The following is a 22,609-nucleotide window of genomic DNA, read 5'->3' as shown; positions in this document are numbered from 1 at the left end:
ATACCAGGATGTAAACGACCTGCGGAGGTCGCGCCGCAGATACCGGCGGGCCGGGCTGTACAGGAGCTGGTCCTGCCCTGCCGCAGGCGGGCACCAGGCCGCGTGGACCGTCCTGGGCTGGTCGGCATCCGGCAGGGGTTCCGGCTGAACGGCGCGGGACAGCGGAGGAGCAGGTCACGCGCCGGACCGAAGCATGGTGCGGTGTCTGCGGACCGCGTCACGGTTCGCGCAGCGTGGTGAACAGTAACGCTGCCTTCCGCTACGGGAGGTATCGGCGTAGATGAGGTTACACTCGGCCAGCCTGCACCTGCCCAGCCGGTGCATTCCGCGGCCGACCAGATGCAGCGCCGTTCCGACGAAGATGAGTGAGTCGAGCATCTCGATGAAGGACGTCTCGTCGGCGCGGTAGTGCAGGTGCCACCCGTCGCCCGCGTGATCGGTGAGCCGGGGGTAGGCGGCCGCCGCAGCCAGCCGGCGATTGACCAGATCGGCGCGTGCCCACTCGTCGGCGGCGTCCACGATCCGCTCCCAGTCGCGCAGCAGCGCGATCACCCGGCCGAGATCCTCCACTTCGACCGCCTGGTCGATGATCAGTCCGGCCTCGGTGCACCTGCGTACCAGTTCCCCGACGGTGACGGGCTTCCTGTTGGCCAGGTCCACGGCGAGGGCGACCGCCTGGCTGCCGTAAGGGTTCAAATGCACAATGGCATTACAACATACTTGTCCCATGGTCGGACAGCAGGCGCATGACTGGACCGAGGCATCCCGCCATCGCACGTCCCAGGGATGGGTCGTCTACAGACGCTGCGTCTGCAGTCTGTGGCAGGTCGTCGTCGAACCCGGTTCCGGGCAGCCGGTATGGCTGGGCGGCCGGCAACGCGGCGGCCCTGGTGAACACGGGCACAGCGAACGCGCAAAAGGGTTCCCCGCCAGGGTGAAACGCCCTTAAAGGTCCTTCCCGGCCTGCGCTCGCTGCGGGAAGGCAGTGGCCTCCGTTATTCGCAGGAATTATGGATTGTCAAATTGTCCCTTATTTCACACGCATTGACAATGCATCCTGACTTTTGCATCATTCTTCTGTTCGTTGCGACGAATGGGGGTCGCCGGGTCCCTCCGTGACCGGGCCGGGCCGATATGGAGATCCCCGATCCGCCGCCAGAATGGTCAGGTGGACGACATACCAAGGGTGGTCATGCCGAATCTGCGAGCAAGCAACAGGACCCTGATACTCGGTTGTGCCTCGACCGGGGAGAAATTCACGCCGGACAATCACCGGCACCCCATCCCATAGAGCGCCTTCCCCTCGGCGACGGTGGCGAGCGGTGACGTTTTGATGGTGGCACCCGAGCAGATTTCGTCCAGAATTGGATCGCCGGTGGGGCGATGATGAGGTGGAGTGGGTGCAGCTGGTGCGCAGCCATGCGATGACGCGATACGCGATCGAGCATCCGGAGTTGCGCCTGGGCGCTTCCGGGCAACTGAACGTCATATTGCTCTTCGGGTTTTCGCCACGGTTGCCCTTTCCGCAGGACTACGCGGGATTCCGGCGGGTCGTCACCGCCGCGAAGAGCCTCGAGTACGACCTCGCCGAGCCCGGTGTGAAGAAGCGGCACGTCACCGTCACCGTCGGGGCGGCGGTCATGCCCCAGCATGCCCTCCAGCACGTCAAGGAACTGGACGTCGGCCCGCGGCGCGGCACCCGCATGTGCGCGCTGCGCCGTCTTGCCGCCTACGCCTCGCAGCCGGACAGCCAGGTCGACGTGCTCCGCGTCGGCATGGAGGACACGCCATACGCCGTGGACGGCCGCGGGCAAGTGCGCTTGTCGGACAACATCGAACTGCTCGGTATGGCCATCGAAGAACTGCGGGCCAACGGGGCCACGCCGGAGCTCGACCATGAACTGATCTTCGAACGGATGGGCCTCAACGCGGTCAGGGACAACCTCCTCTCCCTTCAGCGGCAGCGTCCGCTGGGTGAGCCCACGGTCGAGGCGCCGGCGCTGGCGATCCGGGGATGAGCGTCGACACACTCAGTGGCCCGACCGGGGGCTACCGCTGGATGATCTTGCTCGTCGCGACCGTCGCCCAGACCTCCGCCTGTTTCCTCGTCCAGGGGATCGGCGTGATCGGCGCCTTCGTCCAGCGTGACCTGCACCTCACCACCGCCCAGGTGGGCCTGCTCATCTCCGCGGCCCAACTGGTCCCGGTCGTCGGACTCCTCGTGGCCGGTGAACTGCTGGACCGCCACAGCGAACGCCTGGTCGTCGGAGGCGGCACCCTGATCGTGGCCCTGGCTCTTCTGGGCGCGAGTCTCGCACCCGGATACCTGGCGCTGCTGCTGTTCCTCATCGTCGTCGGAGCCGGGTACAGCACGGCCCAGCCGGGCGGGAGCAAGTCGATCGCCCGCTGGTTCGCCACGTCACAGCGGGGTTTCGCGATGGGCATCCGGCAGGCCGGGCTCCCACTGGGAGGGGCGCTGTCGGCGGCGATCCTGCCTTCCTTTGCGAACGGCCTGGGCTGGCGCTCGTCGTTGGCGGCCGGCGGGCTCGTCGCCCTGCTCGGTGCCGCGGTGTTCCTCGTCTTCTACCGGACTCCACCGGGGTCGGCACACGACAACCGCTCCTCGGCGCGCTCACCGCGGGCCGGGACGGCGGCACGCCTTTCCGTCCTACGCGACAGGTCGATGACGAACATCATGGTCTCCGGACTCAGCCTGATCTCGGTTCAGTACGGAATCCTGATCTTCACCGTGCTCTACCTGCACGAAGCGGGTGGAATGACGATCGAGCGGGCGGCGCTGCTCCTGTTCGCCGCGCTGGCCGCCGGCGTGGCGGGACGCGTCGTGCTCGCGCTCTGGAGCGATCGCGCCCGGTCCGGGCGGTACTTCCCGGTCCTGATCTGCATGGGCGCGGTGGTCGTCGGGCTTGTGCTGCTGATGATCGTTCCTCTGGACTCGACTCCTGTCGTCGCGTCGCTCGTCGCCTGGCTCGGGTTCTTCGGATTCGGCTGGTATGGCCCCTGGGTGGCCTACACCGCCGAGATCGCGCCGCCGTGCAAGACGGGCTTCGCCCTCGGCCTGGCGATGGCGGTGAACCAGGTCGCGGTGATCGTGGCGCCTCCCGCCCTGGGTCTGCTCAAGGACACCACCGGCAGTTATCTGCCGGGTTGGGGCACCCTGGCGGCGATCGCGCTGCTCGCGCTGATCGCCACGGCGCGGCGGGCGCGCACGGGCCACCGGCCGGCCTGAACGACACACGCAGATCCCCCATTCGAATGGGAGTCTCAATGGCTTACGTGATCGCTGAACCGTGCGTCGACGTCCTCGACCGGGCGTGCGTCGACGAATGCCCCGCCGACTGCATCTACGAGGGGCGGCGCATGATGTACATCCATCCGCTGGAGTGTGTCGACTGCGCCGCCTGCGAGGCGGTCTGCCCGGTCGACGCGGTCTTCTACGAGAACGACGTCCCCGATGAGTGGTCGGTCTACACGCGGGCCAACGCGGAGTTCTTCGCCCAGCTCGGCACGCCCGGTGGGGCGAGCACGGTCGGCAGTCTCGGCAGAGACGTCGAGCCGGTCATCGGGCTTCCCCCGAACCCGGCGCGGCTCCCCGAAGCGCCATGACGATCACGCATCCGCGGGAGGCGCGGACGGCCACCACCGCGGTTTTCCGGACCCCGGCCCTGCTCCGGATGACGGGCCCCGCCTTCGTGGCGGCCGTCGCCTACGTCGACCCGGGAAACGTGGCCACGAACATCACGGCGGGGGCACGTCACGGCTACCTGCTCCTATGGGTGCTGGCAGGCGCGAACATCATGGCGATGCTCGTGCAGTACCTGTCCGCCAAACTCACCATCGCCACCGGGGCCACCCTGCCCGAGATCTGCGCACGGCGCCTGCGCCGTCCGGCCCGCCTTGCGATGTGGGCTCAGGCGGAGACCGTGGCCATCGCCACCGACCTCGCTGAGGTCGTGGGGGGCGCCGTCGCGCTGCACCTGCTCTTCGGGACCCCTCTCGTCGCCGGCGGCCTCATCACCGGAGCGGTGTCCTGGGTGATGCTCGTGGTGCAGTCACGGCGGGGACAGCGGCGATTCGAAGCCGTCGTCATCGCCCTGCTCGCAGTGATACTCGTCGGGTTCGTCTTCACCGCCTTCGACGGCGGTGTCTCTCTCGACGGCCTCGTCTCAGGGCTTGTCCCCGGACTCTCCGGCACCGACAGCCTGTTCCTTTCGTGTGGCATCCTTGGCGCGACGGTGATGCCGCACGCGATCTATCTGCACGGTGCGCTGCTGAGGGACCGGCACGGCGAGCCCCGCGGTCGCGGTCGCGAGCTGCTGCGGGCCACCCGGCTCGACGTACTGACCGCGATGGGCCTGGCCGGCATGGTGAACGCGGCCATACTGGCCATCGGCGCCGCCGCGCTCAGCCCCGCCGTCGGCGCCTCTCTGGAGGGGGCGTACAGAGGCCTCGCCGCCGGTCTGGGCCAGGTGCCGGCGGCATTCTTCGCCCTCGCCCTGCTGGCCTCGGGGTTGGCGGCGACCTCCGTCGGCACCTATGCCGGCACGGTGATCGCGGAGGGCTTCCTGGGCCGCTGGTCGTCCTTGTCCATGCGTCGTCTGGCCACCCTGGTTCCCGCGATGGCCGTACTCGCCGCCGGCGCCGAACCCGGACGTGTCCTGGTGATCTCGCAGGTCGTGCTGAGCTTCGGGATCCCGTTCGCGCTGTGGCCGCTGGTGATGTTCACACACCGGCGCGACCTGATGGGCCGCCTGGTCAACCGGCCCGTCACCACGGTGTGCGCGGCGGCCTGCGCCTCCGCCGTCACGGTGCTGAACTGCGCTCTCGTTTGGTACGAGACAGCCGGATGACGCAGCGGCCGATGGCCGCGCACCGCGCGGCCGGCTGTGCCGTCGAAGCCGCGGGGCCCGCGCGGGTCGGCGGCATCGAGGCGGCGGCCTGGGTAACCGACTGACCGGCTGACGAGGTAACACTCGGCGACGAGCTGCTTGCCTGTCACGAGGGTGCGGGTGGGTGGCAGCGACGCGCCCGCTCGCATCCGGCCGGCCCGGATGCGGGCGCGGATGGACGTCTCGATCTGCCGGTGCCCGCGTCTACCACAGGGCGGCGAGCAGGCGATTGAGCGGGCTGTCGAGGCCGTACTTCTCCGACAGCGCGACCAGCCGCTCGGGGTCGCGCGGCGCGGTGGGCAGCGTGATGTCGACGTCCGGGACGGGGGCGTCGTGGGCCACCCGGACCACGGCGGGGGCGACCTCCAGGTAGTCGCGGGCGGCGGCGAGCTTGTTGCGCGCGCCCGCGGGGAAGCCGTCGGTGCTCCCGTCGTCCAGCGCGGCGAGCAGCGCGGACAGCGACCCGAAGCGAGTGATGAGGGCCGCCGCAGTCTTCTCGCCGATGCCGGCGACACCGGGCAGGCCGTCGCTCGGGTCGCCGCGCAGCGTCGCGAAGTCGGCGTACGCCCGGCCCGGGATGCCGTACTTCTCCCGGACGAACGCCTCGTCGATGATCTGGAGGTTGCGGATTCCCCTTACTGTGTAAAGGGCGCGGCAGGGCTTCTCGTCGTCGACGAGCTGGAACAGGTCGCGGTCGCCGGTGACGATGTCCACGGCGCCGGTCGCGGCGGTCGCGTAGGTGCCGATCACGTCGTCGGCCTCGTATCCGGCGACGCCGACGCGGGCGATGCCGAGCGCGTCGAGCACCTCCTCGATGACCGGGACCTGCGGGGCCAGCGTGTCCGGCACCTCCTCCTCGTCGCCGCTCGCCACCCGGTGCGCCTTGTAGGACGGGATCGCGGCCACCCGGAACGCCGGCCGCCAGTCGGCGTCCATGCAGGCCACGATCTGGGCGGGAGAGTGCTGCCGGACCAGGGTGGCGATCATGTCGAGGAGCCCGCGCACCGCGTTGACCGGCATGCCGTCCGGCGAGGTCACCGACTCCGGGATCCCGTAGAAGGCGCGGAAGTACAGCGACGGGGTGTCGAGAAGCATCAGCACCCTGCCATTGTCACGCCTGTCAGGCGCGCTGCGGACCCTCTTCGGTCACCGCCACGGCCAGCAGGCAGGTGTCGTCCTCGGGGTTGGGGCCGCCGATGGCCTCAAGCAGGCGGTCGAGGCCCGCGTCGAGGTCCGCTCCGGCCGTGCCGAGCCCGGTCGTCACGGCCGCGTCCAGGATGAGGGACACCCCGGCGCCGATGTCGCGCGAGCGGCGCTCGACCAGGCCGTCGGTGAACATCAGCAGCAGGTCGCCGGGCTCGAGGCGGACGTCGGCCACCCCGTACGGCAGGCTCGACGTCGCCCCGAGCACGACCCCCCGGGGCGCCCCGAGCTGGCGCGCGCCCCCGCGACGCACCAGGATCGGGGCGGGGTGGCCCGCCTGTGCCCACGTGAAAAGGCGGGTCGCCGGATCGAAGTGGCCGCACACCGCCGTCGCGGTCGTGTCGTCCAGCCGGGTGAGGACGAGGGTGTTCAGCCACGTCAGCAGCCTGCCGGGGCAGGCGCCCGTCATGCTCAGGCCGAGCAGCGCGTGACGAAGCTGGGCCATCTCGGCGATCGCGGGCAGGCCGTGCCCCGACACGTCGCCCACCGCGAGGAACATGCGCCCGTCGGGCAACGGCGCGGCGTCGTACCAGTCCCCTCCGAGGCTCGACGCTCGGCCCGCCGGGACGTAGCGGACCGCGATCCGGGCGTAGGGCAGGTCGATCGACGCGCCGGGCTCGGGCAGGATCGCCTCCCGCAGTGCCAGGGTGACCCGGCGCTCCTCGGCCACGCGGTCCCGGCGCTCCGCCCACCGCCGTCCGGCCAGGTCCTGGATCATGCCGTTCTGGATCATGCGGGTGCCGGCGGGGACGGCGCCGGGCGTGGTGCCCGGATCGCGGTCGTCCGCGGGGGGAAGGGCGGGCCTCGTGCCGCCCACTACGCCGACCATTTGTCTCGCTCTCGATGTTGCTCTTGCACTTGCCGTACGGACGATCTGTGATCGTCCTGACGCGGAGCGTAGCAGTCTCGCATCCACCCAGGGGTTGCTTTTCTTCTATGGCGTGGAATAAGCCAGAGCCCAGCGGAGCTCGCCCGCGTGGCGGCTGTGGTACACGCACCTGCGTACGTCGTCTGATGCGGTGCTGGTTAGATTGGTCGCGTGACAACGACGTCCTTGGAGCCCTCCGACCTGTATCCCACGACCCGTCCCGCCGCGGTGAGCGAGGCCGTCGAACGCGCGGGCCTCGACGCGCTGCTGCTGACGCCGGGCCCCGACCTGCGCTACGTGACCGGCTATGACGCGCTGCCGCTGGAGCGGCTGACCTGCCTGGTCGTGCCGGCGTCCGGCGAGCCGTTCCTGATGGTGCCGCGCCTGGAGCTGCCGGCCGCCGAGCACTCGCCCGCCTCCCGGCTCGGCATCGAGTTCGTCGCGTGGGACGAGACCGAAGACCCGTACGCCGAGGTGGCCCGCCGCCTGGGCCCGGTGGCCAGGGTCGGGCTCGCCGACCGCATGTGGGCGATGCAGTCACTGCGGTTCCGCGCGGTCATGCCCGAGGCCGAGCAGGTGCTCGCCGGGAGCGTGCTGCGTGACCTGCGCATGCGCAAGTCGCCCGCGGAGAAGGCGGCGCTCGCGGAGGCGGGCGCGGCCATCGACGCCGTGCACAACCTGGTGCCCCAGTTTCTGAAGGCCGGGCGCACCGAGCGCGAGGTCGGCAAGGACATCGCGGAAGCGATCATCGACTCGGGACACGCCCGGGTCGACTTCGTGATCGTGGGCTCGGGCCCGAACGGCGCCAGCCCGCACGCCGAGCTGAGCGACCGCGTCATCCGGCCCGGTGAGCCCGTCGTGGTCGACATCGGCGGCGTCATGCCGAGCGGCTACTGCTCGGACTCCACGCGCAACTACTGCGTGGGCGAGCCCCCGGCCGACTATGTGGCCTACTACGAGGTGCTCAAGCGCGCCCAGGAGGCCGCCTGCGCCCACGTCAGGCCCGGCGTGACCTGTGAGTCGGTGGACGCCGCCGCCCGCGAGGTGATCACCGAGGCGGGGTACGGCGAATACTTCGTCCACCGCACCGGGCACGGCATCGGCCTGGAGACCCACGAGGAGCCGTACATCGTCGCGGGCAACACCGAGGAGCTGCGGCCCGGGTTCGCGTTCTCCGTCGAGCCGGGCATCTACCTGCCCGGACGGCACGGCGCCCGGATCGAGGACATCGTCGTCTGCGGCGAGACCGCCGGAGAGCGGGTGAACCACACGACCAGGGACCTGGTCGTCGTGGACTGATGCCCGCGATCGTGCTCTGCGCCGCGCCGGCCCGCTCTGGCAGAGTGATGATCACGACTGCCGGATCGGAGGACGCATGACGCACGAGGGCATCGACGAGGGCATGGACGATCCCCGCGCCCAGGCCGAGGGCGAGGTCAGCATGGCGCGGCTGGCCCTGGCCGACGGGGAGACCGGGCACGCCGCCGGGCACGTCGCGGCGGCGCTGGCCTGCGACCCCGCCCTGCCCGAGGCGCACGAGATGCTGGCGCGGCTGCTGGCCGGGCCGGGCGGCGGACCGGACCTGTTCCCCCTGGACGAGCCGGTCTTCCTCGGCACCGCGCTGGCCCGCGCCCACGCGCTGGCCGCGCGGGGCGAGCACGTGCCCGCGCTGCGCCTGCTGATCTCGGTGCAGCGGCACGAGCCGGAGGGACGCTGGGCGCACGTCCCGTGGGTGCTCGACCCCGAGCTGCCCGGGCGGATCCCGCCCGGCGACCTGTGCTCGCTCGTCTCGCTGCTGGCCTCCGGGCTGCCCGGCACCGTGCCGGAGGACGGCCGCGAGGCGCTGGCGCCGTACGTCGCCCTGGTGCGGGGCGGGCTGCGCGCCCACCCGGACGACGCGTCGCTGCTGTGGCTGGCCTCGCTCCTCCTGCGCCGGGTGGGGGAGGCGGAGGAGGCGGCGGACCTGGCCGCCCGCTCCTACGCGCTCACGCCGTCCTTCCAGGCCGCCCTGGCCGAGGGATACGCCTGCCGCGACCTGCAGCGGTGGCCCGAGGCCGAGCGGGCCATGGTGCGGGCGCTGGAACACGACCCCGCCAACCTGGCCCTGTACACCGACATCGGCGAGATGCTGCACAGCAGCGGCCGCCCGGAGGAGGGCCTGGAGTGGGTGGAGCGCGCGCTGCGGCGCGAGCCCAGGCACCCGAACGCCTATCCGGCCGCCTGCGGCATGCGCTTCGAGCGCGACGGGGACGTCCGCCATCTGGTGGAGCTCGCCGACCACCTGCGCGACGACCCCGGCAACGAGCACGGCGACGCGGTGCTCGGCGAGCACTGCGGGCTGCGCCTGTGGCTGGGCCGCGTCCCCGGCCCCACGGAGTCGGTGATCGACGTGCTCTACCAGGTGGTGGAGCAGGAGGACGTCCCGGTCGGCGGCGCGCTCACTGTCTCCGCCCCCGAGCCGCCCAGCGCGCTGCTCGCCTTCTCGCTGGTCGTGCCCGGCTTCGAGGTGACGGTCGCCGACGCGCCGCAGCCCGACGCGCGGCTGACCGTGCCCGAGGTGTACGGCCACGGCCCGGTGCGGAGCGTGGTCCGGCGGGTGTGGCGTTATGAGGACATGACGGCCGTGCCCGCCGTGCCGCCGCCGTCCGGGGAGGCGCAGGAGGCCGTCGCCGCCGTCGCGGCGCTGCGCTGGCCGCACCTGCCGGCCGCCTACGACCACGCCGTGCGCCTGTCGGGCCTGTCTCTCGACGATCTGCTCGGCGTGCTCGCCCACCCGCCGCTGTCGCCGTACGGCGAGCCCGCGGCCGTGCCGCTGTGGATCAGGCAGGTCCAGGCGTGGGCCTGCCTTGGCATCGCCCACCACCAGGCCGGCCAGGCGTGGGCGGAGTCCGAGCGCAGGAGCGTGCTGACCGACCTGGCGTACGGGCCGGAGGACTGGGTGACCGAGGCGGCCCTGCTGGGGATGATCGCCACGGCCTGGGTGGACCCGGACGCGCGCGGCGACGTGGCCGAGCTGGTGGCCTGGCGCTACCTGGCCGCCGTGGAGGCGTCGAGGACGCGGCCCGTGACGATCCTGGGCTCGCTCGCCGCGCTCGTGACGGCGACTCCCGGCGTGCACCCCGACGTGAGGGCGCTGGCCGCTGACGCGTGATCTCGGGCGCCTGCCGCCGGTCCTGGTTGGGTGGCATTTCGGTGGCTTCGGGACGAGACGGTCCTGGGCGGCGCTACCGTTGCTGGGGTGGAGGAGATCGATCGCCGAATCGTCACGCTGCTGGCGACTGACGGCCGGATGAGCTTCACCGATCTGGCCAAGGAGACCGGGCTGTCGGTCTCCGCGGTGCACCAGCGGGTCCGCAGGCTGGAAAAGCGTGGTGTCATCCGCGGATACGCCGCTCTCGTCGACTACGACGAGATCGGGCTTCCGCTGACCGCGTTCGTCTCGATCAAGCCGATCGACCCTTCCGCCCCGGACGACGCGCCGGAGCGGTTGAGCCATCTGACCGCCATCGAGGCGTGTCACAGCGTCGCGGGTGATGAAAGTTACATTCTCAAGGTCCGCGTCGCCTCCCCGCTGGCGCTGGAGGAGCTCCTCCAGCAGATCCGCGCGTCGGCCAACGTCAGCACGCGCACGACCGTCGTCCTGAGCACGCCGTACGACTACCGCTCCCCGGTGATCGAGAAGGAGCCGGAGGCGGACGCCGCGGAGGGCTGAGAATTCCCGTCCTCCCGGCCGCCGTCCTCCCGGAGGAAGTGCGCGCGCACCCTCGCGTACGCCTCGGGGGGCGCGCCGAGGCGGTCGAGGCCGAGCAGGGCGGCGCCCACGATCGGCGGCACGTCGGCGATGACGAGCCGGGCGAGCGGCGCGCGTTCGGCGTAGCGCCGTTCGATCAGCGACGTCAGCAGGGGATGCCGGGCGGTCAGCACGCCGCCGCCGAGCACGACCTCGCAGGGCGCGGCGAGCAGGCCGAGCCGCCGCATGGCGACGACGCCGAGCAGCGCGATCTCCTCGGCCTGCCGCTCCACCAGCGACCCGGCGACCGCGTCGCCGTCCGCGGCGGCCGCGAGCAGGGGCGGCACGAGGGCGTGCAGCCGGTCGGCCGGCAGGTCGCCGACGTGCAGCCCGATGACGGCCTCCTCGACCGTGGCGGTGCCGAAGCAGGCGCGCACGACCTCGGTGAGCACGGTCGCGGGGCCGCGGCCGTCCTCGGCGCGCACGGCGTGCCAGAAGGCCTCCTCGCCCAGATGCTGCCCGCCGCCCCAGTCGCCGCTGACGCGGCCCAGCGCAGGAAACCGGGCGATCCGCCCGGCAGGGGAGACCCCCACCGCGTTGATCCCCGCGCCGCAGACGACGGCCACGCCCCAACCGGTGGACGACCCGGCCCGCAGCAGGGCGAACGTGTCGTTGCCCACGGCGACGTCGGCGGCGTAGCCGCGGGTCAGCAGCTCGGCCCGCAGCACCTCCTCCTCCACCGGCAGGTCCGCGCCCGCGAGGTAGGCGGCGACGTGGTCGGCGTACGGCGGCGTGGCGGCATCGCCGGCGAGGGCGCGCCGCACGGTCCGGCCGATCACCTCGACCGCGGCGGCGGCACCGGCGCTCTGCGGCAGGAACGCGGGCCCGCGCGCCGTGGCGAGCACCGTGCCGTCCTCGCGGACGAGGGCGACGTCGGTCTTGCTGTTGCCGCCGTCCACCGCCAGCACCGTGCGCGGCGCGGTCACCGTGCCACCGCCCACGGCAGGAAGGCGCGGTTGGCCTCCACGAGGCGCGCGGCGAGGCCGTCGGCGAGGGACGCCTGCCCGACCAGCGGATGGGCCAGCAGCGCGTCCCTGACGCGGTCCTCGCCGCCGTCCAGGGCCGCCTCCAGGGCCAGCGACTCGTACGCCGACACGTGGGCGATCAGGCCCCGGTAGAGCGGCTCCACGGGCTCGACGGGCAGCGGGACGGCCCCGGCGGCTCCCACGGCGGCCGGCACCTCGATCACCGCGTCGTCGTCGAGGAACGGCAGCGTGCCGTTGTTGCGGGTGTTGACGACCTGCACGTCCCCGCGGTCGCCCATGAGCGAGGCGACCAGGGCGACGGCGGCCTCCGAGTAGAAGGCGCCGCCGCGCTTGTTCAGCAGGTCGGGCTTGGTGTCCACGGCCGGGTCGGCGTACATCTCCAGCAGAGCCGACTCCATCGCCGCGACCTCGGCCGCCCGCGACGGCGAGGTGCGCTGCTCGGCCACCACGCGGTCGTGCTCGTAGAAGTACCGCAGGTAGTACGACGGCACGGCGCGCAGGTGGCGGACCAGCTCCACCGGCAGGCCGACCGACTCGGCGATGCCCTCGCCGTGCTCGTCCAGCAGGCGGGGCAGCACGTCCACGCCGTCGAGCAGGACCGACCGCTCCCACGTGAGGTGGTTGAGCCCGACGTGACCGAGCGCGATCCGCTCGGGGGCCACGCCGAGGAGGGCGGCGAAGCGGCGCTGGAAGCCGATGGCCACGTTGCACAGGCCGATGGCCCGGTGCCCGGCGTCGAGCAGCGCCCGGGTGACGATGCCGACGGGGTTGGTGAAGTCGACGATCCACGCGCCGGGCGCGTGCGCGCGCACCTTCTCGGCGATGTCGAGCACCACCGGCACGGTCCGCAGGGCCTTGGCGAGGCCCCCCGCGCCCGTGGTCTCCTGCCCGACGCAGCCGCACTCCAGCGGGAGGGTCTCGTCGACGTTCCTGGCGGCCTGGCCGCCCACGCGCAGCTGGAGCAGCACCGCCGCGGCCCCGGCGACGCCGTCCTCCACGCGATTGGAGGTGGTCAGCGCGGCGGGATGCCCGGCGCGGGCGAGCATCCGCCGGGCCATCCCGCCGACCGTCGCGAGCCGGCGCTCGTCGGGGTCGACGAGCGCGATCTCCGACAGCGGCAGCTCCCCGCGCAGGCGGGCGAAACCGTCGATCAGCTCCGGCGTGTACGTGGAACCGCCCCCGACAACGGCCAGCTTCATTTGACTCCCGTCAGCTTGACGCCCTCGATGAAGACCTTCTGGGCGAAGAAGAACACGATGATCACCGGGGCCATGGCCAGCAGTGTGGCGGCCATCGTGAGGTTCCACTGCACGCGGTGCACCGACCGGAACGCCGCAAGCCCCAGCGACAGCGTCCAGTTGTCCAGGTCGGTCCCGGCGTACAGCAGGGGTCCGTAGTAGTCGTTCCAGCAGTAGAAGAACTGGAAGAGGGCGACGGCGGCGATGGCCGGGCGGGCCATCGGCAGGACCACCCGCACGAGCGTGCGGAACTCGCCGCAGCCGTCGACCTTCGCCGCGTCGGAGTACTCGCGCGGGATCGTCACGAGGAACTGGCGCAGCAGGAAGATCGAGAACGCGTCGCCGAGCAGCATCGGCAGGATCAGCGGCCACAGCGTGCCGGTCAGGTGGAAGCGGGCCCAGATCAGGTAGATCGGCACGGCCACGACCTGCGGCGGCAGCATCATCATGGTGATGACCAGCAGGAACGCCAGCCGCCGCCCGCGGAAGCGGAACCGCGCCAGCGCGTACGCCACGGGGATCGACGACACCAGCATGAACGCGGTGGCGAGCACCGAGTAGAGCAGCGTGTTGCGGATCCAGGTCAGCAGCGGCGCCTTCTCGAAGATCTCGGCGAAGTTGTCCCAGTTCCAGGTGTGCGGCCACAGCTCGGAGGTGAGCGCCTGATGGTCGGTCATCAGGGCCGTGAGCGCGATGAACACCAGCGGGCCGAGGAACATCAGCGCGAGCGCGATGGCCAGCGCGTGCCGGGCGACCCACAGCAGCGCGGTCCGTCTCGCCGTCGGGGTCACGATTCCTCCTCGGTGAAGCGGAACTGCCGCAGCAGGATGAGCGTGAACACCATCGACACCGCGAACAGCACCAGCGCGAGCACGCACGCGTAGCCCATCGCGTAGTCGCGGAAGCCCTGCTGGAACAGCCACTGGGGGAACGTCAGCGTGGACTGGTCGGGGTAGCCGGGGGTGAAGACCGACCCGGCCGAGTCGGTCGCGCCGGACGCGACCCGGGCGGCGACCTCGGCCTGGGTGAAGTACTGCAGCGTCTGGATCACTCCGGTGACGGCGGCGAACATCAGCACCGGCCGGATCACCGGCAGCGTGATCGAGGTGAACTGCCGCCAGCCGTTCGCGCCGTCGATGGCCGCGGCCTCGTAGAGCTGTTTCGGCACGTCGAGCAGGGCGGCCATGAAGATGACCATCAGGTCGCCGACCGACCACAGGCCCAGCAGAGTCAGCCCCCACTTCGACCACGCCGGGTCGCCGAACCAGTCGGGCGCGGGCAGCCCGACCGCCGAGAGGATCGCGTCCACCGGCCCGGTGCCGGGGTTGAGCAGGAACACGAAGCCCAGCGTCCCGGCCACCAGCGGCACCAGGGCAGGCAGGTAGAAGATCGTGCGGTAGACCCCGGCGCCGGCCTTGATCCTGGTCACGAGCTGGGCGACGCCGAGGCCGAACAGCACCCGCAGCGGGACCATCACCACGACGAGCCACAGCGTGTTGCGGATCGCCGTCCAGGCCGCCTGGTCCTTGAAGAAGTACTCCCAGTTGAGCAGCCCGACGGGCTCCAGGGTGAACAGGTCGTACCGCTGGAAGGAGAAGTAGACCGTGGACAGCAGCGGGTAGACGAAAAAGATCGCGAACCCGGCGAGCCAGGGGGACAGATAGAGCAGGGCGCGCAGGTTGCCACGCATCGAAGGTCAGCCGCCCGCCGTGAGCTTGAGCTTCTCGTTGATCTTCTTGTCCACGTCGGCGAGCAGCGCGTCGAGGTCGGACGCGCGGCCCGACTCCCACTTGATCTGCGCCTCCTGCAGCGTCTGCTGGTTGAAGACGGAGTTGAGGTGGGCCGGCATCGTCGTGCTGCTGGGGTTGGCGAAGACGTCGAGGAAGGTCTGGAAGTTCGGGTCCTTCTTGAGGGCGGGCGACTGGAGTGCGGGCAGCGTGCTCGGCACGTTCCTGATCGCGTTAGACAGCGTCACCAGTGAGTCGGTGTCGGTGGTGAGATATTTCACCAGCTCCCAGGCGGCCTCCGGGTGCCCGGCGCCGCGCGGGACGCCGATGACGGTGCCGGTGATGTAGCCCGCGCCGTACCGCTGGGCCTGGTCGTCGGCCACCGGCAGCGGCGCGGTGCCGTAGTCGAGGCCGGGGGCGTCGGCGGCGAGCATGGCGGTGCGCCACTCGCCGTCGATGGCCATGGCGACCTTGCCCGTGTTGAACGGGTTCTCGGCCGACCACTCGTCGCCGAAGCTCTTGCGGAACTTCTCGAGCTTGTCGTAGCCGTACCAGTCGGTCAGGTCCTTCTGCCAGGTCATCAGCTTCTTCCACTGCGGGTCGGAGCCGATGGCCGAGGTGCCGTCGGGGTTGATCCACTTCGCGCCGACCATCACGCCGGTGTGGATGGGCGCGTTCTCGTACATCTGGCTCGTCGGGACGAACCCGGCGACCTTGATGTCGCCCTTGTCGTCCTTGACCGTCAGCGTCCTGGCGAGCTCGGCCAGCTCGCTCATCGTCTTCGGCGGCTCGTGGCCCTTCATCAGCGCCTTGTTGTAGTAGAGGCCGTACGTGTCGGCCAGCATGGGCATCACGCAGCGCTTGCCCTGATATTCCGTGTATTCGGCGATCACCTTGGGGAACAGCGTCGCCGGGTCGATGCCGCTCGCCTTCAGGTAGGGGTTGAGGTCCTGGAAGATCCCGGCCTTGCAGAACTGGGCGACGCTGTCGGTGGTGAACGACAAGGCCACGTCGGGCGGGTTGCCGCCGCGCACGGACTGCAGGATCTGGTCGTCCTGGACGGCCTTGGTCGCCTTGACCGTGATCCACGGGAACTTCTTCTGGAAGCCGGCGAGGGTCTCGTCGAACGCCTTGAGCTCGTTGTCGGCGCTGAAACCGTGCCAGAACTCGATGGTGACCGGCTCGTGGCTCGCCCCGCTCCGGGCCACTTCGGGCGGCCCGCTCTCGGTGCCCGCCGTACAGGCGGTGAGCGCGGCCAGCCCGGCCCCGACGGAGAGTGCCACGGGGAGGGAGAGAAGGCGTTTCATGGGGGTGCCTCCCTAATGGGGGGAAGGGGATGTGTTCACCGCGCCGTTCGCGGGGCCGTTCACAGGGCTGTTCACAGGGCCGAACAGCTCCTCGCGTACGGCGCCGAGGGCGAGGTCGAGGGCTCCGGCGAGGACCGGGTTGCCCTCCAGGGTGGAAAGCAGCACGCGAGGCCGGGGGATGGTGAGCGCGTGCAGCTCCCGCTCGACCGACTCCCGCAGGACCTCGCCGCCGGCGAGCAGCACGCCGCCCGACAGCACGACGACCTCGGGATCGACCACGGCCGTGATCGCGGCCAGCCCCATCGCGAGGCGGCCGGCGAGCTCGCGCAGGGCCTCGCGCGCGCTCTCGCCGTCCGGGCCGCCGCGTCCCGCCAGGGCGGCCGCGTTGCGTACGGCGCCGCTCGGCGTGGAGCCGCGCAGCCCGTGCGCCCGCATGAGGGCGAGCACGGCCGGGCCGCCCGACAGGGCCTGGAACCCGTGGTTGGCCCTCCTGCCGACGTCCCGCGCGGTGGGGGCGCCGACCACGGGCATGTAGCCCACCTCGCCCGCGCCGCCGGTCGCCCCGCGGTGGAGGCGGCCGCCGATGACGAGGGCCGCGCCGATGCCCTCGTCGGCCCACAGCAGCACGTAGTCCTGGTGGCCCCGGGCGCTGCCCCGGGACCGCTCGGCCTGCGCGACGAGGTTGACGTCGTTCTCCACGTCGATCGGCACGCCGATCCCGTCGCGGAGGGTCCCGATCAGGTCGGGGATGTGCCAGCCGGGGATGTGGGCGGCGTAGCCGAGCCTGCCGGTCGAGGGGTCGACGGCGCCGCCGATGCCGACGACCACCCGGCTCAGCTCCGTCGGGTCGAGCCCGGCCGGGCCGCACGCCCCGGTGAGCGCGGCCCGGACCCGCTCGACCACGTCGCCGCCGGCGCGGCCCGGGGTGGCCAGCCGGTGCTCGGCGACGACCGCGCCGGTGACGTCCGCGACCGCCGCGGCGATCCGCGCCGGCGTGACGTCCAGCGCCGCCACGTGCGCCGCGCGGGGGTTGATCCGGTAGAGCTCGGCCGTACGGCCCGGCAGGCCCTCGCGGATGCCGTCGAGGACGACCAGGCCGGCCTCCTGGAGCCGGGCCAGGAGCTGGGAGGCGGTCGGCTTGGACAGGCCGGTGAGCGCCCCCAGCTCGGGCCGGGTCAGCGGGCCGCGTTCGAGCAGGACCATCAGCGCGGCGCGGTCGTTGATCGCGCGCAGCAGGCTGGGCGTCCCCGCGATGGGCCGGGTCATGCGTTCTCCCAGGACAGAGAGCGTGAGCTCTCGCGACACAGAGCGTGAGCTCCCACGACATAGAGCGTGTTAGGAAAGTTTCCTAACTATGGCTGCGACCGTACGAACGGGCCGGGACGCCGTCAAGGGCGTGATCCGCGCCGAGATCCATCTGTGACGCGCTCGTGAGCCGCCGTGCCCGATGCGGGAGAAGGGCGGCACGGCACGTAGAATCTGGCGGCCTATGCCAGAGTCTTCGACGGGCGAGCTGGCCCGGGAGCAGAAGTACGTCGCCGCGCTGTACGAGCGCCTCGACGTGCTGCGGGAGCGCACGCGCGGGCAGCTCGACGCCGTGCTCGCCCAGGGGGCCTTCGGCACCCACCAGAACCGCTCGGAGCGCGACAGCTTCGCCGTCATGTACACCCAGCGCCTCGCCCGCCTCTGGGCGGTGGAGAACGGCCTGTGCTTCGGCAGGCTCGACCACGCGGAGGGCGAGCGGCTCTACATCGGCCGCATCGGGCTGTCGGACGACGACCAGCACCGGCTGCTGATCGACTGGCGGGCCCCCGTGGCACAGCCGTTCTACCGGGCCACCCCCGCCGCGCCGATGGGCGTCACCCGGCGGCGTCACCTGCACACGCGGGGCCGCAGGGTCACCGCGATCGACGACGACCTGCTCGACCTCGACAGCCTCACCGACGCCGACCGGGCCTCGCTCAACGGCGAGGCGGCGCTGCTGGCCGCGCTCGGCGAGAAGCGCACCGGCCGCATGCGCGACATCGTCGCCACCATCCAGGCCGAGCAGGACAAGATCATCCGGAGTGACCTGAACGGCGTGCTCGTCGTCCAGGGCGGCCCCGGCACCGGCAAGACCGTGGTGGCCCTGCACCGTGCGGCCTACCTGCTCTACACCTACCGGGAGCGCCTGGAACGCCGGGGCGTGCTGATCCTCGGGCCCAACCCGACCTTCATGCGCTACATCGAGCAGGTGCTGCCGTCCCTCGGCGAGACCGACGTGCTGCTGTCCACCGTGGGCGAGCTGTACCCCGGGGTCACCGCGGCCCGGGAGGAGCCGCCCGAGGTCGCGGCGGTCAAGGGCCGCATCGCGATGGCCGACGTGATCGCCCGGGCCGTACGGGAGCGCCAGCGGATGCCGCGCACACCCGTGGAGATCAAGCTCGACAAGTTCACGCTGAAGCTCGACCGGCAGACGCTGGAGGCGGCCCGGTCGAAGGCCGGCCGCTCGCGCCGTCCGCACAACCAGGCCAGGGCCGTCTTCGTACGGCACCTGCTGACCGTGCTGACCCGGCAGGCCGCCCGACACCTGGGCCGCGGCAACCTCGACGACGCCGACTTCGCCGACCTGCGCGAGGACCTGCGCACCGAGGAGCCGGTGCGGGTGGCGCTCAACCGGCTGTGGCCCTACCTCACGCCGCAGCAACTCCTGATCGGCCTGTTCACCGACCGCGACCGGATGGCGGCGGCCGGGCTGGACGGGCCGGAGCGCGACCTGCTGCTGCGCGAGCCGCCCAGACCGGGGGAGAAGGCGGGGGAGACCTGGTGGAGCCCGGCCGACGTGCCGCTGCTCGACGAGGCCGCGGAGCTGCTCGGGGACATCGACGAAGGGGTGCTGCGGGCGGCGCGGCGGGCCGAGCAGGAGCGCGAGGAGCGCATCGCCTACGCCCGCGAGGTGCTGGAGCTGACCGGCCTGGCCGACATCATGGACGCCGAGCGCTTCGCCGAACGGCAGCAGGCCGAGGAGACCTACCTCACCACCGCCGAGCGGGCCGCCAGGGACCGCACGTGGGCCTTCGGTCACGTGATCGTGGACGAGGCACAGGAGCTGTCCGAGATGGCCTGGCGGATGGTCATGCGCCGCATCCCGAGCCGGTCCATGACGATCGTCGGCGACATCGCCCAGACCGGGTCGGCCGCGGGCGCGGCGAGCTGGGCCCGGGTCCTCGACCCGTACGTCGCGGGCCGCTGGCGCGAGGAGCACCTCAGCGTCAACTACCGCACCCCCGCCGAGCTGATGGAGGTCGCCGCCCGCGTGCTCGAACTCGTCGGCCCCGACCTGAAGGCGCCGGAGTCGGTGCGGGAGACGGGCGAGCGGCCGTGGGCCCTGCGGGTCGCCGGCCTCGCGGAGGCGGGCCCGGTGATCGCGGCGGAGGCGGCGCCGGGGGTCCTGGGGGAGGGCCGCCTCGTGGTCGTCGCACCGGCGGGGATGACCGAGGACGTCGGAACGATCGTACGGGGTGCCGTTCCGGGCGCGGCCACCGGCCCCGGCCCGGCCGCGCTGGACGCCCCCGTGGCGGTGCTGTCGGTGACCGAGGCCAAGGGGCTGGAGTTCGACTCGGTGATCGTGGTGGAGCCCGGCCGCATCCTGCGCGAGTCGCCGCGCGGCCCGAGCGACCTCTACGTCGCGCTGACCCGGGCCACGAGCCGCCTCGGCGTGGTCCACGTGGACGAACTGCCCGAGGTCCTGAACGGTCTCGAACGTCGCTGAAGCGACACCGCTCCCACCTGCGGAAATGTGGTGTTTCCGCTGATCGGAGCGTGGTTGACATCTGCGCTGAGGTCGGTAGTTTGCTGCGCAGTCCAGCACGGGACTGACCGGTTGGCCGTTCTATGGCGTCGCCGACCTCTGCGTCGATGACGGAGCGTGACTCCGTCAGCACACCAGGCGCAGGGTGGCGTCCCGCCGAGGCGGGGCACCCCATCCGGCCGGGGGGTTGGACCCAGGAGGGGCCCGGGCGCCCAGTAGACAACGGAGCTCCGCGCCCGCCGCCGACGGGACGGAACCGGTCCGAAGGGCCGCCCGGGCCTCCTTCCCTTTTCGTTTCCTTCTTCGTCTTTTCGTCCGCGTGATCGCCCTTGGACGCCGCCCGTAAAGTAGCGGAGACGGTTTGGCGGGCCGCGCCGCCGTCTGCGACCCTGACCTGGAATGATTTTTGCGTCAGGACGACCGACACACGAGGAGAGGCGAGCCGTGGCACTCAAGACGGCACAGGACGCGGCTCCGCCCGCCGCCGGGGCGCCGAAACCGCGCGTGCCGGGCGTGCTGATCCGCCTCGCCGCCTCCGTCGTGGGCGGCCTGGTGCTCTATCTCGCCTTCCCGCCCCTCGGGTGGTGGTTCTGCGCACCGGTCGGCGTCGCGCTGCTCGCCCTCGCGTTGCGTGGCCTGCGGCTGCGCCGGGCCGCGTGGATCGGCTACCTCGGGGCGCTGGCGTTCCTGCTGCCGACGCTGGCCTGGGTCCGCCCGATCGGGGACGACGCCTGGCTGGCCCTGGCGGGCGTCGAGAGCCTGTTCTGGGCCGCCCTGGCCTGTCTGGCCGTCCTCGTCATGCGGCTGCGCCTGTGGCCGCTCTGGGTGGCCTGCCTGTGGGTCGTGCAGGAGTGGGCCCGCGGGCTGTTCCCCTTCGGGGGCTTCCCCTGGGCGCGGCTGGCCTTCAGCCAGGGCGAGTCGCCGTACACCGGCTTCGCCGCGCTGGGCGGCGCCCCGCTTGTAAGTTTCACGGTCGCCCTCACGGGGGCCCTGCTCGCCGCGCTGGTCACACGGCGTCCGCCGAGGTGGCGGGCCGACCGGGTGCTTGCCGGAACGCTCCTCGCCGCGATAGCCGTACCGGTGTTGGGGCTGGTCGTGCCCCGGCCCGGCGACGAAGGCAGGACAGTGCGGATCGGTGTCATCCAGGGCAACGTCCCTGGGCGGGGGATGTACTTCCTCGGCGACGAGCCCGCCGTCGTGCTGCGCAACCACGCCGACGAGACGCACCGGATGGCCGAGGCCGTACGTGCCGGGAAGCTGCAGCGGCCCGACATCGTGGTGTGGCCGGAGAACTCCACCGACATCGACCCCTACAGCAGCGCGTACGCCCGGCAGGTGATCGACTCCGCCGCGAAGGACATCGGCGTGCCGATCCTCGTCGGCGCGGTGGTCAAGATCGGCACCGAGAACCGGGCCACCCGCGGCGTGGTCTGGGACCCGGTCACCGGCCCGGGCGTGTACTACGACAAGCGGCGGCTGGTGCCGTTCGGCGAGTACACGCCGCTGAAGGACCTGTTCCTGGCGCTGTCGTCGCGGGCGCAGCTCGTCGGCAGGCAGTCGGTCGCCGGGGACAAGCCGGGGGCGCTGCGGATGGGGCCCGTGACGATCGGCACGGTGGAGTGCTACGAGGTGGCGTTCGACAGCACGGTGCGCGACACGGTGCTCGCCGGCGGCACGCCGCTGGTCGTGCAGACCAACAACGCCAGCTACGCCCTCACCAACCTGCCGCCGCAGCAGCTCGCGATGTCGCAGCTGCGGGCCGTGGAGTTCAACCGGGCCGTGGTCACCGCGGCTACCACGGGCATCTCCGCGTACGTCGGCCCCGACGGCCGGGTCGGCTGGCACACCGGCGAGCTGGTGGCGGGGATGGACGTCCTGGACGTCCCCGTCAGGACCAAGAACACGGTGGCGGCGGAGGCAGGTGCGCTGCCGGAGTGGATCATGATACTCATGGGAGCCGGAGCGACGGTGGCGGCCATCTCTGGGCGGAGGAAGAGCTGATGGAGCGGACCCCCGGGCGGGTGCTCGTGATCGTCCCCACATACAACGAGAGGGAGAACCTCCCGTTGATCACCCGGCGGCTCCGTGAGGCGCTGCCCGACGTGCACCTCCTCGTCGCCGACGACAACAGTCCCGACGGCACCGGCCGGATCGCCGACGAGCTGGCCGAGGCGGACGACCACGTCCACGTCATGCACAGGACGAGCAAGCAGGGGCTCGGCGCCGCCTACATCGCCGGATTCCGCTGGGGCCTGGACGAGGGCTACGACGTGCTGGTGGAGATGGACGCCGACGGCTCCCACCAGCCCGAGGAGCTGCACAAGCTGCTCGACGCGGTGGCCGACGGCGCCGACCTGGCGATCGGCTCCCGCTGGGTGCCCGGCGGCAAGACCGTCAACTGGCCGGTCTCGCGCGAGATCCTGTCCCGTGGGGCCAACACCTACGTCCGGCTGGTGCTCGGCATCCCGGTGCGCGACGCCACGGCGGGCTTCCGCGCCTACCGCGCGGCCACCCTGGAGAAGATCGGGCTGGACGACGTCGAGTCGCAGGGCTACTGCTTCCAGGTGGACCTCACGCTCCGCACCGTACGGCAGGGCCTGCGGGTGACCGAGCGGCCCATCACGTTCGTGGAGCGTACTGTGGGCAGCAGCAAGATGAGCCGGAAGATCATCTTCGAGGCCTTCTGGCGCGTGGCCATCTGGGGGGTCACCGGGCTGGGGGAGCGGTTTCGCCCGCGGCGATAAACACGACCTACCGGAACCCCCACGGCCACGGGAGCGTTGACGCAGACGT

At 71.7% G+C, this 22,609-nt stretch carries 19 protein-coding genes; 10 read left to right on the top strand and 9 right to left on the bottom strand.

The genetic code is table 11. The features are described from left to right. Positions 1-174: 174 nt before the first annotated feature. A complete protein-coding gene (locus tag OHB01_RS33610) occupies positions 175-702 on the bottom strand; it encodes a CGNR zinc finger domain-containing protein (protein WP_142647337.1) in 528 nt (175 codons plus the stop codon). Between the two features lie 698 nt (positions 703-1,400). Between OHB01_RS33610 and OHB01_RS33605 the strand changes: the two genes are divergently transcribed. From OHB01_RS33605 to OHB01_RS33590, 4 genes are read left to right on the top strand one after another with little or no spacing between them, the layout of a single operon-like run. After that, positions 1,401-2,018 (top strand): hypothetical protein, encoded by a 618-nt coding sequence (locus tag OHB01_RS33605; RefSeq protein ID WP_185948963.1) that lies wholly within the window; start codon positions 1,401-1,403, stop codon positions 2,016-2,018. Further along, positions 2,015-3,247 carry an MFS transporter gene (locus OHB01_RS33600; RefSeq protein ID WP_142647336.1) on the top strand — a complete coding sequence of 411 codons (1,233 nt, stop codon included), beginning with the start codon at positions 2,015-2,017 and terminating at the stop codon, positions 3,245-3,247. The genes OHB01_RS33605 and OHB01_RS33600 overlap by 4 nt, the downstream gene beginning before the upstream one ends. A 38-nt stretch (positions 3,248-3,285) precedes the next feature. Then, entirely contained in the window at positions 3,286-3,624 is a 339-nt protein-coding gene (gene fdxA, locus OHB01_RS33595; protein ID WP_142647335.1) for a ferredoxin, read from the top strand. After that, the gene (locus OHB01_RS33590; RefSeq protein ID WP_328854501.1) at positions 3,621-4,868 is read left to right on the top strand and encodes an Nramp family divalent metal transporter; all 1,248 of its coding nucleotides are present in this window, start codon (positions 3,621-3,623) and stop codon (positions 4,866-4,868) included. Before fdxA ends, OHB01_RS33590 begins: the two co-directional genes overlap by 4 nt. Positions 4,869-5,111: 243 nt before the next feature. Here the strand turns inward: OHB01_RS33590 and OHB01_RS33585 are convergent, their stop codons facing one another. Then, positions 5,112-6,002, bottom strand: a complete 891-nt coding sequence (locus OHB01_RS33585; RefSeq protein ID WP_142647486.1) for a 5'-3' exonuclease — start codon at positions 6,000-6,002, stop codon at positions 5,112-5,114. 25 nt (positions 6,003-6,027) lie between these two features. Further along, positions 6,028-6,939, bottom strand: coding sequence for a PP2C family protein-serine/threonine phosphatase (locus OHB01_RS33580; protein ID WP_142647333.1), 912 nt, complete (start codon positions 6,937-6,939; stop codon positions 6,028-6,030). Between the two features lie 210 nt (positions 6,940-7,149). Here OHB01_RS33580 and OHB01_RS33575 point away from each other — a divergent pair, with 210 nt between their 5' ends. From OHB01_RS33575 to OHB01_RS33565, 3 genes are all read left to right on the top strand, one after another. Then, the gene (locus OHB01_RS33575) at positions 7,150-8,277 is read left to right on the top strand and encodes a M24 family metallopeptidase (RefSeq protein ID WP_260617221.1); all 1,128 of its coding nucleotides are present in this window, start codon (positions 7,150-7,152) and stop codon (positions 8,275-8,277) included. Positions 8,278-8,353: 76 nt separating this feature from the next. Next, positions 8,354-10,129, top strand: coding sequence for a tetratricopeptide repeat protein (locus OHB01_RS33570; RefSeq protein WP_142647332.1), 1,776 nt, complete (start codon positions 8,354-8,356; stop codon positions 10,127-10,129). Between the two features lie 87 nt (positions 10,130-10,216). Continuing rightward, positions 10,217-10,690: an Lrp/AsnC family transcriptional regulator gene (locus tag OHB01_RS33565; protein ID WP_142647331.1), complete on the top strand. Its 474-nt coding sequence runs from the start codon at positions 10,217-10,219 to the stop codon at positions 10,688-10,690. Here OHB01_RS33565 and OHB01_RS33560 read toward each other — a convergent pair. Genes OHB01_RS33560 through OHB01_RS33535 form a run of 6 tightly spaced genes read right to left on the bottom strand, consistent with a single transcriptional unit; the run spans position 10,636 to position 17,292 of the window. Further along, complete coding sequence (locus tag OHB01_RS33560) at positions 10,636-11,694, bottom strand: N-acetylglucosamine kinase (protein ID WP_221889905.1); 1,059 nt, start codon at positions 11,692-11,694, stop codon at positions 10,636-10,638. The two genes, OHB01_RS33565 and OHB01_RS33560, sit on opposite strands and share 55 nt — an antisense overlap. After that, complete coding sequence (locus OHB01_RS33555; RefSeq protein WP_142647330.1) at positions 11,691-12,953, bottom strand: 6-phospho-beta-glucosidase; 1,263 nt, start codon at positions 12,951-12,953, stop codon at positions 11,691-11,693. The genes OHB01_RS33560 and OHB01_RS33555 overlap by 4 nt, the downstream gene beginning before the upstream one ends. After that, positions 12,950-13,783, bottom strand: coding sequence for a carbohydrate ABC transporter permease (locus OHB01_RS33550; RefSeq protein WP_142647329.1), 834 nt, complete (start codon positions 13,781-13,783; stop codon positions 12,950-12,952). The genes OHB01_RS33555 and OHB01_RS33550 overlap by 4 nt, the downstream gene beginning before the upstream one ends. After that, entirely contained in the window at positions 13,780-14,682 is a 903-nt protein-coding gene (locus OHB01_RS33545) for a carbohydrate ABC transporter permease (RefSeq protein WP_142647328.1), read from the bottom strand. The genes OHB01_RS33550 and OHB01_RS33545 overlap by 4 nt, the downstream gene beginning before the upstream one ends. Before the next feature lie 6 nt (positions 14,683-14,688). Next, positions 14,689-16,026: an ABC transporter substrate-binding protein gene (locus OHB01_RS33540; RefSeq protein WP_142647327.1), complete on the bottom strand. Its 1,338-nt coding sequence runs from the start codon at positions 16,024-16,026 to the stop codon at positions 14,689-14,691. 12 nt (positions 16,027-16,038) lie between these two features. Continuing rightward, positions 16,039-17,292, bottom strand: coding sequence for an ROK family transcriptional regulator (locus OHB01_RS33535; protein WP_147942530.1), 1,254 nt, complete (start codon positions 17,290-17,292; stop codon positions 16,039-16,041). Positions 17,293-17,515: 223 nt separating this feature from the next. Between OHB01_RS33535 and OHB01_RS33530 the strand changes: the two genes are divergently transcribed. The 3 genes from OHB01_RS33530 (at position 17,516) to OHB01_RS33520 (ending at position 22,560) form a co-directional block, all read left to right on the top strand. Further along, a complete protein-coding gene (locus OHB01_RS33530) occupies positions 17,516-19,777 on the top strand; it encodes a HelD family protein (RefSeq protein WP_328854500.1) in 2,262 nt (753 codons plus the stop codon). Positions 19,778-20,260: 483 nt separating this feature from the next. Further along, positions 20,261-21,817 (top strand): apolipoprotein N-acyltransferase, encoded by a 1,557-nt coding sequence (lnt, locus tag OHB01_RS33525; protein WP_260617220.1) that lies wholly within the window; start codon positions 20,261-20,263, stop codon positions 21,815-21,817. Then, positions 21,817-22,560 (top strand): polyprenol monophosphomannose synthase, encoded by a 744-nt coding sequence (locus OHB01_RS33520; protein ID WP_142647323.1) that lies wholly within the window; start codon positions 21,817-21,819, stop codon positions 22,558-22,560. Before lnt ends, OHB01_RS33520 begins: the two co-directional genes overlap by 1 nt. The last annotated feature ends 49 nt before the right edge of the window (positions 22,561-22,609 follow it).

Origin of the sequence: Microbispora hainanensis (genome assembly GCF_036186745.1) — a bacterium.
In the GTDB taxonomy this organism is placed as follows: domain Bacteria; phylum Actinomycetota; class Actinomycetes; order Streptosporangiales; family Streptosporangiaceae; genus Microbispora.
This window is presented reverse-complemented; position numbering and strand designations above follow the sequence as displayed.